General features: G+C 73.0%; 12 protein-coding genes. 6 read left to right on the plus strand and 6 right to left on the minus strand.

Annotated elements, in window-relative coordinates:
- Positions 1–126: 126 nt before the first annotated feature.
- Positions 127–666: a TetR family transcriptional regulator gene (locus tag ACQP10_RS32055; protein ID WP_179826366.1), complete on the plus strand. Its 540-nt coding sequence runs from the start codon at positions 127–129 to the stop codon at positions 664–666.
- Between the two features lie 203 nt (positions 667–869).
- Positions 870–2,027, plus strand: coding sequence for a steroid 3-ketoacyl-CoA thiolase (locus tag ACQP10_RS32060; protein ID WP_433540261.1), 1,158 nt, complete (start codon positions 870–872; stop codon positions 2,025–2,027).
- A gap of 167 nt (positions 2,028–2,194) precedes the next feature.
- Here ACQP10_RS32060 and ACQP10_RS32065 read toward each other — a convergent pair whose 3' ends face one another.
- From ACQP10_RS32065 to ACQP10_RS32075, 3 genes are all read right to left on the minus strand, one after another.
- Positions 2,195–3,691, minus strand: coding sequence for a vanadium-dependent haloperoxidase (locus ACQP10_RS32065; RefSeq protein WP_433540262.1), 1,497 nt, complete (start codon positions 3,689–3,691; stop codon positions 2,195–2,197).
- A 268-nt stretch (positions 3,692–3,959) separates the two neighbouring features.
- A complete protein-coding gene (locus ACQP10_RS32070) occupies positions 3,960–4,625 on the minus strand; it encodes a response regulator transcription factor (protein ID WP_346019128.1) in 666 nt (221 codons plus the stop codon).
- 9 nt (positions 4,626–4,634) lie between these two features.
- Positions 4,635–5,900, minus strand: a complete 1,266-nt coding sequence (locus ACQP10_RS32075) for a sensor histidine kinase (protein ID WP_346019127.1) — start codon at positions 5,898–5,900, stop codon at positions 4,635–4,637.
- 175 nt (positions 5,901–6,075) lie between these two features.
- Here ACQP10_RS32075 and ACQP10_RS32080 point away from each other — a divergent pair, with 175 nt between their 5' ends.
- Positions 6,076–7,110, plus strand: a complete 1,035-nt coding sequence (locus ACQP10_RS32080; protein WP_179825098.1) for an Lrp/AsnC family transcriptional regulator — start codon at positions 6,076–6,078, stop codon at positions 7,108–7,110.
- A 163-nt stretch (positions 7,111–7,273) separates the two neighbouring features.
- Positions 7,274–8,476, plus strand: a complete 1,203-nt coding sequence (locus ACQP10_RS32085; protein WP_346019126.1) for a cytochrome P450 — start codon at positions 7,274–7,276, stop codon at positions 8,474–8,476.
- Between the two features lie 57 nt (positions 8,477–8,533).
- Here ACQP10_RS32085 and ACQP10_RS32090 read toward each other — a convergent pair whose 3' ends face one another.
- Together ACQP10_RS32090 and ACQP10_RS32095 are read right to left on the minus strand one after the other, a co-directional pair.
- Positions 8,534–9,523, minus strand: coding sequence for a polyprenyl synthetase family protein (locus ACQP10_RS32090; protein WP_433540263.1), 990 nt, complete (start codon positions 9,521–9,523; stop codon positions 8,534–8,536).
- Positions 9,524–9,609: 86 nt separating this feature from the next.
- Entirely contained in the window at positions 9,610–10,491 is an 882-nt protein-coding gene (locus ACQP10_RS32095; RefSeq protein ID WP_346019124.1) for an NAD(P)-dependent oxidoreductase, read from the minus strand.
- Between the two features lie 87 nt (positions 10,492–10,578).
- On the opposite strand from ACQP10_RS32095, the gene ACQP10_RS32100 reads away from it, so the two are divergent.
- Positions 10,579–11,208, plus strand: coding sequence for a TetR/AcrR family transcriptional regulator (locus tag ACQP10_RS32100; RefSeq protein WP_346019123.1), 630 nt, complete (start codon positions 10,579–10,581; stop codon positions 11,206–11,208).
- 131 nt (positions 11,209–11,339) lie between these two features.
- Here ACQP10_RS32100 and ACQP10_RS32105 read toward each other — a convergent pair whose 3' ends face one another.
- Positions 11,340–12,368: a GDP-mannose 4,6-dehydratase gene (locus tag ACQP10_RS32105; protein ID WP_346019122.1), complete on the minus strand. Its 1,029-nt coding sequence runs from the start codon at positions 12,366–12,368 to the stop codon at positions 11,340–11,342.
- 289 nt (positions 12,369–12,657) lie between these two features.
- Here ACQP10_RS32105 and ACQP10_RS32110 point away from each other — a divergent pair, with 289 nt between their 5' ends.
- Complete coding sequence (locus ACQP10_RS32110; protein WP_399500273.1) at positions 12,658–13,902, plus strand: glycosyltransferase family 4 protein; 1,245 nt, start codon at positions 12,658–12,660, stop codon at positions 13,900–13,902.
- Positions 13,903–13,991: the final 89 nt, after the last annotated feature.

Here is a 13,991-nt window from a genome sequence, read left to right on the forward strand (position 1 = left end):
AGGTCCTCAGGCGTGGCCAAGGGCGCCTCGGGCGCACAGAGTTCGCAGGGCTCACAGGGTTCACAGGGCGAGCCGGCGGCGTCCGGCGGCGCCCGCTCCAGGAGCCAGCTCCAGCGCCGCAAGCGCATCGTCCAGGCCGCCGCCGCGCTCGCCTCCCGTGGCGGTGTCGAGGCCATGCAGATGCGCACGGTCGCCGAGCGCGCCGGGGTCGCCCTCGGCACCCTCTACCGCTACTTCCCGTCGAAGATGGACCTGGTCGTCGCGGTCGTCAGCGAGGAGCTCGACCTGCTCGAAGGCAGCATCGAGCGGCGTCCGCCGAGCGCCGCCACCGCCGCCGGCCGCGCCGTGGACGTGCTGATGCGCGCCACCCGCGGTCTGATGCGCGAGCCCGAGCTGGCCGACGCGCTCATCCGCTCGCTGATCATGGCCGAGGTCGACACCCCGTTCGGCGACCGGATGACCGGCCTGCTGCTGCGTGCCGCCGGAGACCGGCCGGGGGAACGGCTGACGCCGGAGACCGCCACCGAGGAGCAGGCCATCCTGGCCGGTTCGCTGGGCAGCGTCTGGGTGCAGGAGCTGCTGGAGATGCTCCGCGGTCGTCGCACGCACGAGCAGGTGCAGCGCCGCGTCGAGATCGCGGCAGACCGGCTGCTCGCCGGCTTCTGACCGCCCATCCCGCTTCCCGCCCCGCCCTCGACCTTCCTCCGGGCACCTTCCACCCCCGCCCTCCATCCCCTTCCGAAGACCTTCTTCCGGAGACCACCCGTCCCGCCCTCCGCCCCCCCTCCGGAGACCTCCCTCCTTCGCCTTCCGCCGGAAACTAGAACGGGTTACAGTCACAGGCGGATGCGGTCGGGCTGGGAGGTCGGATGGGCGCGGTGATCGTCGAGGCTGTCAGGACCCCGATCGGCAGGCGCGGCGGTGTACTCGCGGGCCTGAAGCCGCAGGCGCTGCTCGCCGCGGCGCTGAACGGCCTGGTCGGCAGGTCCGGGATCGACCCGGCGGCCGTGGACCAGGTCTTCGCCGGGTGCGTCACCCAGGCGGGTGAGCAGGGCGGGCATGTGGGCCGGTACGCCTGGCTCTACGCCGGCCTGCCGTACGGGACGGGGGTGACCACGGTCGACGCGCAGTGCGGCTCCTCCCAGCAGGCCGTGCACCTGGTCGCCGCCCTCATCGAGGCGGGCGTCATCGAGGTCGGGGTGGCCTGCGGCGTCGAGGTGATGAGCCGGGCCCCGCTGGGCAGCAACGTGCTCCCGGCCGACCCCCGGCCCGACGACTGGGCCATCGACCTGCCCGACCAGTTCACCGCCGCCGAGCGGATCGCGCGGCGCCGCGGGCTGACCCGCGAGCGGCTCGACGCCTTCGGCGTACGGTCCCAGCGCCTGGCCGCCCAGGCGTGGGCCGGGGACCGCTTCGGCCGGGAGGTCGTCCCGGTGACGGCCCCGGTCCTGGGCGAGGACGGACGGCCGACCGGGGAGAGCCGCGTCGTGACCATCGACCAGGGGCTCCGCGAGACCACGGCCGAGGGGCTGGCGCGGCTGCGGCCGGTGATGGGAGAGGACGGCCTGCACACCGCCGGGACCTCGTCGCAGATCTCCGACGGCGCGGCGGCGGTGCTGCTGACGAGCGAGGAGGCCGCCGCCCGGTACGGCCTGCGTCCCCGCGCCCGGATCCGCGCCCAGGCGCTCGTCGGCGCCGAGCCGTACTACCACCTGGACGGGCCGGTGGAGGCGACCGCCAGGGTGCTGTCCGCGGCGGGCATGCGGGTGGCGGACATCGACCTGTTCGAGGTGAACGAGGCGTTCGCCTCGGTCGTGCTGTCCTGGGCGTCGGTTCACCGGCCGGACATGGACCGGGTCAACGTCTGCGGTGGGGCCATCGCGCTCGGTCACCCGGTCGGCGCGACCGGCGCCCGGCTGGTCACCACCGCCCTGCACGAGCTGGAGCGGTCGGATTCCTCGACCGCGCTGGTGACGATGTGCGCGGGCGGCGCGCTGGCCACCGCGACCGTCCTCGAACGGCTGTGACCCGCCCGCGGACGGCAGACGGGGGCGGCGCGCGGCCGACGCGTCCGCGGACGACCGGACGCGGGGCCGGCGGGAGGTCGCGATCACGTCGTCCGTGACCGCGGCCTCCCGCGCCCCCGTCCCCGCGCCCCGTCCCGCGTGCCGGTCCGGATCCCGGGAGCGCCGGTTCAGTCCCGGCGGGCGGCGCCCTTGACCGCCGGGATGGACGTCAGTTTGTGGGCGTAGACGTCGGCGGCGACCTTCTTGCCGACCGCCATGCCGTCCACCGCGTCCCAGGGGTAGTGCACGCCCAGGTAGACGCGGCTGTCGGCGTTCTCCTGGGCCGCCTGGCCGAAGCTGGTGAAGGTCTTGGACCGCACCGGGGCGCTCGGGTCGCCGGTGGTGACGGTGAAGGTGAAGTCGCCCCCGAAGTAGCTCCGCATCGTCTCGGCCCAGGCCGCGGCGAAGGTGGCGTGGCCCGAGAACCAGGAGGGGAAGCACGGTGAGAAGTGGACCCCGTTGAGGTCGGCCGACAGCGGTCGCCAGTCCGGGTCCAGCCCTCCATCGCGGATCGCCGACTCCGGCCGCCACAGGTCGATCGGCGTCCGGTACTTGGCGTCCCACGACGCGATGGAGGCGTCGGCCAGCGACAGCGACACCAGGGTGAACAGGCGGGCGTTCTCGTACTTGCCGGTGACCCCGCGCTGCTGGGCGATCAGGCGGGTGTGGTCGAGCAGCTGCCCCACGGGCTTGTAGGTGCCGTCCACGTCGTTGGCCCAGAACAGGGCGATCGCGGTCTGCTCGGCGGTGCGCTGGTTGGGCGTCGCCGCGGTGGAGGCGGCGCCGCCCAGCCGGCGCACCGCCGCGACCTGGTTCTTGTACTCCTGGGTGGCCAGCAGTTCCTGGTAGGTGGAGCGCGACTGCGGTGTCGGGGGCCGGTAGGCGTCGCCGGAGGCGATCGCGAACGGCTTGACCGCCCCCCACTCGGGCCCCACCGCCTTGGCCGCCTCGTTGCAGGCGCCTCCGGTGGGCCGCCAGGCGCCGGGGACGTTCTGCAGGGTGTAGACCGAGGTGTCGTCGGAGCCGTCGTCGGCCCGGAACGCCCGCATCCGGGAGACGACCGGCTGGACGACCGTCGTGTCCAGGATGTCGAACCCCGTGGGCTCGGATCCGAACCGGCTCCGGAAACGCTGGTCGAGATAGCTGGTCTGGTCGGGGCTGTTCGGGTTGGTGTTCGGGCCGAAGAGATCGCGGAGCACGTTGTACGCGGTGCGGCCGATCACCCGCTCCTCCTCGTTCGGACCTTCGAGGATCGCGGGGTAGCTTCCCGCCCCCAGGTAGGGCTGGTAGCGCCGGACGCCCCACCTGTCCTGGTACATGGTCTCCGCGTCGAAGATCGACGCGTTCATCATGGCGGCGGCCCTGGCCAGCTTGCCCGGCGCCGCGTCCGGCCCCCTGAGCTGCTTGAAGATCTCGATCAGCGTGGTGTTCCAGTACTGCGTCGGGTCTCCCGTGAAGTTCGGCGCCGCGGCCGCCGCGGGCTGCGGCACCACGGTCACCGAACCGGCGGCCGTCAGCAGTGCGGCGGTCGCCGCCACCGCCCGCCGGCGGATCCTCCCGCGCGTCCGGCCCGGACCGGCGGGGTCGTCCGCGGAAGCCCGCCGGGGGTCGTTCATGGTCGTCATCTGCTCTCCTCAACATGTGACCGTCACCGTGACCGCCCGTACACGGCACCTCACATATCGATGAAACCGGGGCAAGAAGGGCGAATGCCGCCAGAAAAACACGCGGAGATCATGCCGGTCGTCCCGCGCGGAGTTGAATCCGGCGTGACTTCCGCGGTAGCCCGGCGCGCCGTCCTGCAACCACCGCGGTACGGCGGGCACGGCGGCCCGGCCGTACGCCCGGTGGAGCACGGTGACCCGGCCGTACGCCGCGGTGGAGGGCGGCGGCTCAGCCGTACGCCGCGGTGGAGCGCGGCTTGACCAGGCCGCAGTCGTAGGCGAGGACGACCGCCTGCGCGCGGCTGGAGAGGCCGAGCTTCGCCATCAGGCGGTTGAGGTGCGTCTTGACCGTGGCCTCGCTGACCGACAGGTGGTCGGCGATCTGCCGGTTGGACAGCGCGCGCCCGACCATCTGGAGGACCTCGGTCTCGCGCGCGGTGAGCGCGGGCAGCTGCGGGGGCGTGGCGGGCGGCGTGGCGAACGCCTCGACCAGCCGCCTGGTGGTCGCCGGGGCCAGCAGGACGGCGCCGGTGGCGACGGTGTGGATCGCGGCGAGCAGGCGCTCGGGAGGGGTGTCCTTGAGCAGGAACCCGCAGGCGCCGAGGCGCAGCGCGTTGTAGACGTACTCGTCGAGGTCGAAGGTGGTCAGGATCAGCACCTTGGGCGCCTGCTCGCCCCCGGCGGCCAGGATCCGCTCGGTGGCGGTGATCCCGCTGATCCCGGGCAGCCTGATGTCCATCAGGACCACGTCGGGGCGGGTGTCCGCGGCCAGCCGTACGGCCTCCTCGCCGGTGGCCGCCTCACCCACCACCTCCAGGCCGGGGGCCGCGCGGATCAGCGCCGCCAGCCCGGCGCGGATCAGGATCTGGTCGTCGACCACGAGCACCTTGAGCATTCGCCTGCCTCACCGATCGGCGCCCGGGAGCCGGTCTCCCTCCGCGGCGAGCCCGCCCTCCTCCGGGGAGGAGGGCAGCGGGAAGGTGACCACCACTTCGAATCCCCCGGACGGCCTGGGACCCGCGATGATCGTTCCTTGGTAGAGCCTGACACGTTCGGTCATGCCCATCAACCCGTGTCCGCCGGAGTCCGGCGGCTCCCCCGTGGGCCCCCCGTCGTCGGTGACGCGGATGGTCAGCTCGGCACGGCCGTAGGTCAGGGTGACCTCGGTCCGCGCCGCGCCCGCGTGCTTGAGCACGTTGGTGAAGCACTCCTGGACGACCCGGTAGGCGCACAGGTCCACCCCGGGCGGCAGCGGCCGGGCCTCCCCCTCGATCCGCACCTCCACCGGCATCCCGGCCGCCCGCATCCGGTCGGCCAGCGGCCGCAGACGGCCGAGTCCGGGCGTGGTGGTGTAGAGCTCCTCGTCCTCGTCGTGCCCGCCGCCGTCCTCGTCGGCCTCGGCGGCCTCGGCGCGCAGGATCGACAGCAGCCGCCGCATCTCCGCCAGCGCCTCACGGCTGGTGTCGGCGACGACCCCCAGCGTCTCGTGGGCGGTGGCCGGATCGGAGAACACAACGTAGCGGCCCAGCCCGGCCTGCACGGAGATCACCGACATGTGGTGCGCCACGACGTCGTGCAGCTCGCGGGCGATGCGCACCCGCTCCTGGGTGACGGCGCGACGCGCGGCGGCGCCCTGCTCGCGGCGCAGCTGCGCGGCCACGTCGGCCAGCTCCCTCGTGCGTTCGGCCAGCAGCCGCATGGACAGGCCCATGAACACGACGCAGGCCGACACCATCAGGGACTGCCCGAGCGCCGACCACACCGCGACACCGGGGTGCAGCGCCCCGGCGTGGGTCCACTCCGCCACGGTCAGCGCCGTGCCCGCAGCGCACAGGGCCGCGGACCGCCTGGCGGCGACGGTGTAGAGCGCCAGCAGCGGAGCCATGCTGTTCAGCCCGTAGTTGTACCCCAGCGCGTGGTAGACCACCGCGGCCGCGCAGGTGCCCACCAGGACCGTGAACGGTGCGCGCCTGCGCAGCGCCATCGGCAGGTTCGCCGCCGCGGTCAGCGCGAGGGGCAGCACGCCGTCGACCGGCCGGTAGGCCCGCCCCGGCTCGTAGACGGCCCAGAACCAGCTCCCGACGGTCATCAGCAGGCCGGTCGCGCCGTCGAGGAGGAGCGGGTTGAGGGAGAACAGCCGCCGGATGAGAGCCGCGGCTCTGAGGTGCATCAGCGCATGGTAGCCACGCCGTGTCACCGGCCGCATTCAACCGTGGGTGGAGGCGCCTACCGCGGAAGTCGCACCCGGTCCCCCTATCGCGGACGTTCTCCCCGTGTTCCCCCGCCGGGGATGATCACGAAGCCGTACGCTTGCGGCGACCGGTTCCCGTCATGAGGATGACGCCATGCAGCCACTCGGTGAAGCCGACCTGCGGGTGGTCGCCGCCCTGCAGGTGAACGGGCGGGCCACCTGGGACCGCATCGGGCGCGTGCTGGGCGAGCCCACGCGCAACGTCGCCAGGAGGGCGGCCCGGCTGATCGAGTCGGGCGTGCTCTCGGTGGTCGGGCTGGTCGACGACCGGCGGCTGGGGTCGGCAGTGCTGCGGCTGCGCTGCCGTCCGGGGACGGTGATCGACGCGGGCGAGGCGCTCGCCGAGCTGCCCGAGACCCGGTTCGCCGCGCTGGTCTCCGGCTCGATCGACTGCACGGCCGAGCTGTCCGTGGCCGACGACGCCATGATCGACCTGCTGTTCCGGGGCATCCCGTCGATCGACGGGGTCGTGGAGAGCGTCGCCTATCCGGCGCTGCGCTACTTCAAGACCCCCCAGGAGTGGCATCTCGACGTGCTGACCCCGCAGGAGGTGGAGGGGTTGCGCGAGCAGTGGGCCCCGCTGCCGGGCCGCCTCCAGCGCCCTCGCGAGGCGCCGCCGGCCGAGGACGCGCGGATCATCGCGGCGGTCGTCACCGACGGCCGCGCCACCCACGCGGAGGTCGCGTCCGCCGCCGGGATCAGCGAGTCCACGGCCCGCCGCCGCCTGGACTCCCTGCTGCGCCGGGGGATCCTGCGCATCCGCGCCGAGATCGAGCCCGCCTACCTCGGGCTGCCGGTCGAGGCGGTGCTCTGGCTGCGGGTGGCCGAGTGCGAGGTGGAGGCCGCCGGGCACGCGCTGGCCGCGCTTCCGGAGGTGCGGTACCTGGTGGCGGTGGCCGGTGACCACCAGCTCGTGGCGCACGTGGTCGTGCCGGGGCGGCCCGAGCTGTACGAGTTCCTGCGGGGCATCGGCGGCCTGCCCGGCATGCGGGCGATCGAGACCACGGTGGTGCTCCGGCCGCTCAAGCGCGGTTTCATGATCAAGCGTGACGGCCGGGTGGAGCGCTGGGTCGGCCCGATCGAGGCGTACCACGGAACACCGGGAAGAGACGCGGAAGCCGTACCTTGACGCGTCCGGAGGTACATAATAGAACGCGTTACAGCAGTTGCCCCACCAAGCGCTTGATCGGTTAGGCGGCGGACCGGGCGGGCACGCCCGTCACCCGCGGCGCGGCGTACGCCGGCAGCACGACGCCCGCGAGGACGCGCGGGCGGTTCCCCCGGGGAGGGCCATGGACATCAACCTCGTCGACCAGGATCTCTACGCGCGCGAAGGCGCGCCCCACGACCAGTTCGCCTGGCTGCGGGCCAACGATCCGGTCCACCGGCACCACGGCGGTGACCTCGGCTGGCCGGACTTCTGGGCGGTCACCAGGCACGCCGACGTCGTGCAGGTCTCCCGCCGCCCCGACCTGTTCTCCTCCAGCAGGAAGCTCGCGCTCTTCGAGGAGATGCCGGAGGAGCAGCGCGAGTTCCAGCGGATGATGATGCTCAACCAGGACCCGCCGGAGCACACCCGGCGCCGCTCGCTGGTCAACCGGGGCTTCACCCCGCGCGTCATCGGCGCCCTGGAGCAGCACATCCGCGACATCTGCCACGACCTCGTGGACGAGGCCAGGGGCCGCTCCTCCGTCGACTTCGTCCGGGACATCGCCGCCCCGCTGCCGCTGTACGTGATCTGCGAGCTGCTCGGCGCCCCCGTCGAGGACCGCGACAAGCTCTTCACCTGGTCCAACCAGATGATCGGCGCTGAGGACCCCGACTACGCGGCCGACCCCACCGAGGGGCGCGACGCCGCCGCGGAGGTCTACGCCTACGCCAACCGGCTCGCCGCCGAGCGCCGCGAGGAGCCCCGCGACGACATCATCACCAGGCTCCTGCGTCCCGACGACAACGGCGAGGTCCTCGACGAGAACGAGTTCGACCTGTTCGTGCTGCTGCTGGTGGTGGCGGGCAACGAGACGACCCGCAACGCGGCCTCCGGCGGCATGCTCGGGCTCTTCGAGCATCCCGAGCAGTGGCGGCGCCTGGTCGCCGACCGCGCGCTGGCCGGCACCGCCGCCGACGAGATCGTCCGCTGGGTCTCCCCGGTCAACCTCTTCCGCCGTACGGCGACCGCCGACACGGTGATCGGCGAGCAGGAGGTCAGGGAGGGCGACAAGGTCGTGGTGTTCTACACCTCCGCCAACCGCGACGAGGACGTCTTCGCCGACCCCGGGGTGTTCGACATCGGCCGCACCCCCAACCCCCACATCGGCTTCGGCGGCGGCGGCGCCCACTTCTGCCTCGGCAACCACCTGGCCAAGCTGGAGCTGCGGGTGCTCTTCGAGGTGCTGGCCGAGCGGCTGCCGAACCTCGCCCAGGCGGGCCCGGCCCGGCGGCTCCGCTCCAACTTCATCAACGGCATCAAGGAGCTCCCGGTCACGGTCTCCTGAACCCCGGCTCCGCCGTTCCCGCCCGCCGGCCCCCGGATCGGCGGGCGGGTCCCGCCCTCACCGCGCCAGCAGGGACTCCGCCCGGTCGATGTAGGCACCGGGCAGCGCGTACAGGGCGGCGGCGACCTCCGGGTCGGCGACGGCGGGCAGCGCGGGCAGCGCGGCCAGGGCGTCGGCGGCCAGGCCCCGGCAGTACTCCAGCGTGTCGCCGACCATGCGTCCCTCGCGCAGGCGGGTGAGCAGGAACGCGATCTCCTCCTCCGTCAACCGCCTGCCGAGGAGGGATCGCAGCTCCCCGCGGTCGTGGCGGAGCGCCAGCAGCAACGGCAGGGTGTAGACGCCCTGCCGCAGGTCGTTGCCGACCGGCTTGCCCAGCCGGTCGGCGGTGGAGGCCAGGTCGAGCAGGTCGTCCAGGATCTGGAAGATGACGCCGAACCGCTCGCCGTACGCCGCCATGGTCCGCCCGGCCGGGTGGGCCACCACGCAGCTCGCCCGGAACAGGGAGGCGGTCTTGCCGGTGATGGACCGCAGGGCCGCCTCGGGGGTGCGGGCGGGGTCGAACAGCTCGGCCGTCTCCTGGAACTGCCCCTCGGCGAGCTCGACGACCACGGCGGCGAGCGTCCCGGCCACGTGCTTGGAGGTCGAGGTCAGCGCGGCGAGCCCGGCCCGGGCGAGCATGAAGTCGCCGACGACCAACGCCCTGGCGTCGCCCAGCTCGGCGTTGAGGGTTCGTACTCCCCGGCGCTGCGCGGCGCCGTCCATGAGGTCGTCGTGGACCAGTGACCCGGCGTGGATCAGCTCGACGCAGGCCGCCGCGGTGACCGTCCGGCCGTCGATCCGCCCGCCCAGGGCGAGCGCGGTCGCCAGCGTCAGCGCGGCGCGCAGCCGCTTGCCGCCCGCGCCGGTGATGTGACCGGCCGCCCGGTTGACGAGCGGCAGCCGGGAGGAGGCGCTCAGCCGCCGGATGCGCCTCTCCACCCGCGCCAGCCCCGCGGAGACGGCGGGAACGGCGAGGATCTCCTCCGGCCGCACGGCGTGGACGGGCATGGCGCCTCCTCGTGGCTCATCTCATCGACCGCCTCCACGGTGCCGGACGATCGCTGAGGCGACGCTGAGCGCCGCTGAGACCGCTCTCAGCCCACGTGCTCCGGGACCTTCCGCATCACCTCGAACAGGCTGGTGAAGCTGGAGCCGGCGTGCCCGGCCGCCGCGCCCCGCCGGAAGATCTCCAGGACCGCGCCCGGCAGCGCGACGTCGACGCCGGCCGCGTGGACGGTGTGCGTGACGTGCTCGACGCTGGCCACCCCCATGGCCAGCCGGTCCACGTCACCGGGGTGCTGCCCGGCGTCGATCCGCGGCGTGTAGAACTCCATGAACCCCGGGACCGACGCCGCGGTCCGCGCGGCGTACGGCAGGAACTCCGCGGCCGTGATGCCGTTGGCGTCGGCCGTCGCGAGCGCGTGCAGCCAGCTGAGCATCGAGGTCCAGAAGATGTCCATCTGGAGCTGGTAGTACAGCGCCGCCAGCCCCGGGTCCTCTCCCCGGTAGTCGGCGCCGGTCAGCACCTCCAGGGTCGGCCGGTGCCGCTCGAACACCTCCCGGGGGCCGCTGTAGAAGGTGGAGGAGGCCGGGTCCCCGATGCCGGACGGCGGCACCTGCACGCCGCCGGTCAGCTGCCGGGCGCCGTGCCCGGCCAGCCACTCCGCTCCCTCCCTGGCCCGGTCCGGGGTGTCGGAGCTCAGGTTGACGATCACCTTTCCGGACAGGCGCGCCGCGGCCGGCCCGAGGATCGCGTACATCGCGTCGTAGTCGGTCAGGCTGAGGACGGCCACCTCGCCGGCGGCCAGCGCGTCACCGGCCGTGGCGGCCCGGATCGCGCCCCTGGCCACCAGTTCGTCCGCCTTCTCCGGGGTCCTGTTCCACACGGTGACCTCGTAGCCCCGGTCGAGGAACGCCTCCGCCATCGCCCGGCCCATCGGCCCGAGTCCGATGACCGTCACTGCCCGCACGCTCATCGCGCATCCCTTCTAGAACGAACGCTCTATCCAGTGGGGACCGTAGCACACCTCTGTAACGAACGTTCTATTCGGTAGACTCGCCGGATGAAGACCAGCGCACGACAGCGTGGGGCGGCCGGCCCGCACGGTGCCCTCGGCACCCGCGACCGGATCGTCCGTACCGCCTCACGGCTGATGCAGCGGCAGGGCTACGACGGCACCGGGATCAAGCAGATCTCCCAGGAGGCCGAGGCCACGCTCGGCTCGGTCTACCACTTCTTCCCGGGCGGGAAGCAGGAGCTGGCCGTCGCCGCGATCCGGCACGGCGAGAAGGAGTTCGCCGACGAGCTGCGGGAGATCCTCGACGGCGAGGGCGACCCGGCCGAGGCCGTCGTCGCCTGCACCCGCAGGCTCGCCGAGGGCCTGCGCGCCTCCGACTGGGTGGACGGCTGCCCGGTCACGGCCACCGCGCTGGGTACGGCGGGCCGGGTGCCCGACGTGCAGCGGGCCGCCGCCGAGGCCTTCGCCCACTGGCGGCGGCTGGTCTTCGAGCGGCTCCGCCGGGCGGGCCTCGCCGAGGACGACGCCCACGACCTGGCCCACACGGTGATCAGCACGCTGGAGGGCGCCGAGCTGGCCGCCCAGGTGTCGCAGGACGACCGGCCGCTGCACGCCGCCGGCCGGCACCTGGCCCGGCTGATCGACCTCCATCGGCCCGGCGCCGCGCGCTCCTGACCGTCCGGCGACCGCGCCGGGCCGCCGGACGGCATGACGGCCCACCGGGCGGGCCGGTCCCGGACCCGCGCTGGAGCCCCGGGCCGATCCCGGGCCCGCGCCGGGCCCCGGGCGTCCCGGTCTCCGCCGGGTCAGGGCCAGGAGGAGTCCTGGCCGGGGTCGCCGCCCTCGGACAGGAGCCTGATGTCGGACTCGACCATCATCGCGACGAGCTCCTCGAAGGAGACCGTGGGCTCCCAGCCGAGCTGGACGCGGGCCTTCTTCGGGTCGGCGCAGAGCAGGTCCACCTCGGCGGGGCGGTGCAGGGCCGCGTCGCACACCACGTACCGCTCCCAGTCGAGGCCGGCGGCGGCGAAGGCGGCGACCACCAGGTCGCGCACGGTCTGGGTGCGGCCGGTGCCGATGACGTAGTCCTCGGGCGTGTCCGCCCGGAGCATCAGGTGCATGGCGCGGACGTAGTCGCCGGCGTAGCCCCAGTCGCGGCGGGCCTCCATGTTGCCCAGGCGCAGCTCGTCGGCCAGGCCGAGCTTGATCCTGGCCACGCCCAGGCTCACCTTGCGGGTGACGAACTCCGCGCCCCGGCGCGGGGACTCGTGGTTGAACAGGATCCCCGACACCGCGTACATGCCGTAGGACTCGCGGTAGTTCTGGGTGAGGAAGTGGCCGTACGCCTTGGCGACGCCGTACGGCGAGCGGGGGTGGAACGGGGTGGTCTCCGTCTGCGGGGTCTCGCGGACCTGGCCGAACATCTCCGAGGACGACGCCTGGTAGAAGCGGATCTGGCCGGAGCCGGCCGCCGAGCGGGAGGAGGAGACGCCGGAGCAGACCCGGATGGCCTCCAGCATGCGCAGCACGCCCATGCCGGTGACCTCGGCGGTCAGCTCGGCCTGCTCCCATGACATGGGGACGAACGAGATGGCGCCCAGGTTGTAGACCTCGTCGGGCTGGACCTTCTCCACGGCGGAGATCAGCGACCCCTGGTCGAGGAGGTCGCCCCGGACGAGGTGGACGTCCCGCAGCAGGCTGCGGACCCGCGAGACGCGCGGGTTGGCCTGGCCCCGTACCAGGCCCCAGACCTCGTAACCCTCGCCCAGCAGGTGCTCGGCCAGGTATGAACCGTCCTGCCCGGTGATGCCGGTGATCAGTGCGCGCCTGGCCAACGCGTCCTCCTTGCTGATGGATGAGACTTTCGCCCCTCATATGGCGTGTGACGGCGAATGTACCGTCCTGTCGTTGGCATGGACATCATGCCGCCGCCGCCACAGCTAGAACGCGTTGCATAGAATAATGCTCTGTCGCCCTGATGTCGCAGTTGGGGCCGGGTACGGCGGGCTGTGGGAACGATTACACCTCGGGTCGGCGATACCTACTGAATGGTAGGGTCCGGAGGGAAAGGTCATCTTTCACGGTACCTGTCCCCTTCTGGACAGGGATGAGGAAGGGGTCGCCGTGCCAGGGGCGGATTCGCTGCGCGTCGCGCTGCTGTCCTACCGCAGCAAGCCGACATGCGGTGGCCAGGGCGTCTACCTGCGCCATCTCAGCAGGGAGCTGGTCGCCCTCGGGCACCACGTCGAGGTCTTCTCGGGCCAGCCCTACCCCGAGCTCGACGAGGGCGTCATCCTCAACAAGGTCCCCAGCCTGGACCTGTACCGCGACGAGGACCCCTTCCGCACCCCCGAGTTGCACGAGTACCGCGACTGGATCGACCTCCTGGAGGTCGGCACCATGTGGACCGCGGGCTTCCCCGAGCCGCTGACCTTCACCCTGCGGGCCCACCGCGAGCTGAAGAAGCGCGTCGGCGACTTCGACGTGGTGCAGGACAACCAGACGCTCGGCTACGGCCTGCTCGGCATCCAGAAGCTCTTCCCGGTGGTCGGCACCATCCACCACCCGATCAGCGTGGACCGGCGGATCGAGCTGAAGGCCGCTTCGGGGCGCAAGCGGCTGTCGCTGCGACGGTGGTACGGCTTCGTCCGGATGCAGGCCAAGGTCGCCCCCCGGCTGAAGCCCATCCTGACCGTCAGCGAGTCGTCCCTGGCCGACATCCACCGCGACTTCAACGTGCCCCAGGCCAACATGCGGCTCATCCCGCTCGGCGTGGACACCCGCTACTTCCACCCCCGCCCGGACATGCCGAAGCGGCCCGGCTCGATCGTCGCGGTGGCCAGCGCCGACTCCCCCATGAAGGGCGTCGCGACGCTGCTGCGCGCGGTGGCGAAGCTGGCGACCGAGCGCGACGTGAACCTCACCGTGGTCAGCAGGCCGACCCCGGGCGGGCCGACCGAGAAACTGGTCGCCGAGCTGTCCCTGCGGGACCGGGTGCGGTTCGTGCACGGCATCTCCGACACCGAGCTGGGCGAGCTGATCGCCACCTCGGAGATCTCGGTCGTCCCCTCCCTCTACGAGGGCTTCTCGCTGCCCGCCGTCGAGCACATGGCCTGTGGCACCCCGCTGATCGCCAGCCGTACCGGCGCGCTGCCCGAGGTGGTGGGCGACGCGGCCGTCCAGGTGACGCCCGGCGACCCCGAGGAGCTGGCCGCCGCGCTGCGCCGCCTGCACGACTCCCCCGAGGAGCGGGCGGCGATCGGCAGGAAGGGCTACGACCGGGTCATGGAGCGCTACACCTGGAACGTCGTCGCCCAGCGGACCGTGGACGCCTACCGCGAGGCCATCCGGGCACGCCGCGGCCGGTGACGGCCACCCGGCCTCTTCCCGGACCCCCGGGCCCCGGCCATCCCCACCCTCGGAACCCCCGAACCCACCCGAACCGGAGCCTTCGGGCC

The sequence above is a fragment of the Streptosporangium sandarakinum genome, assembly GCF_050942225.1.
In the GTDB taxonomy this organism is placed as follows: domain Bacteria; phylum Actinomycetota; class Actinomycetes; order Streptosporangiales; family Streptosporangiaceae; genus Streptosporangium; species Streptosporangium nondiastaticum.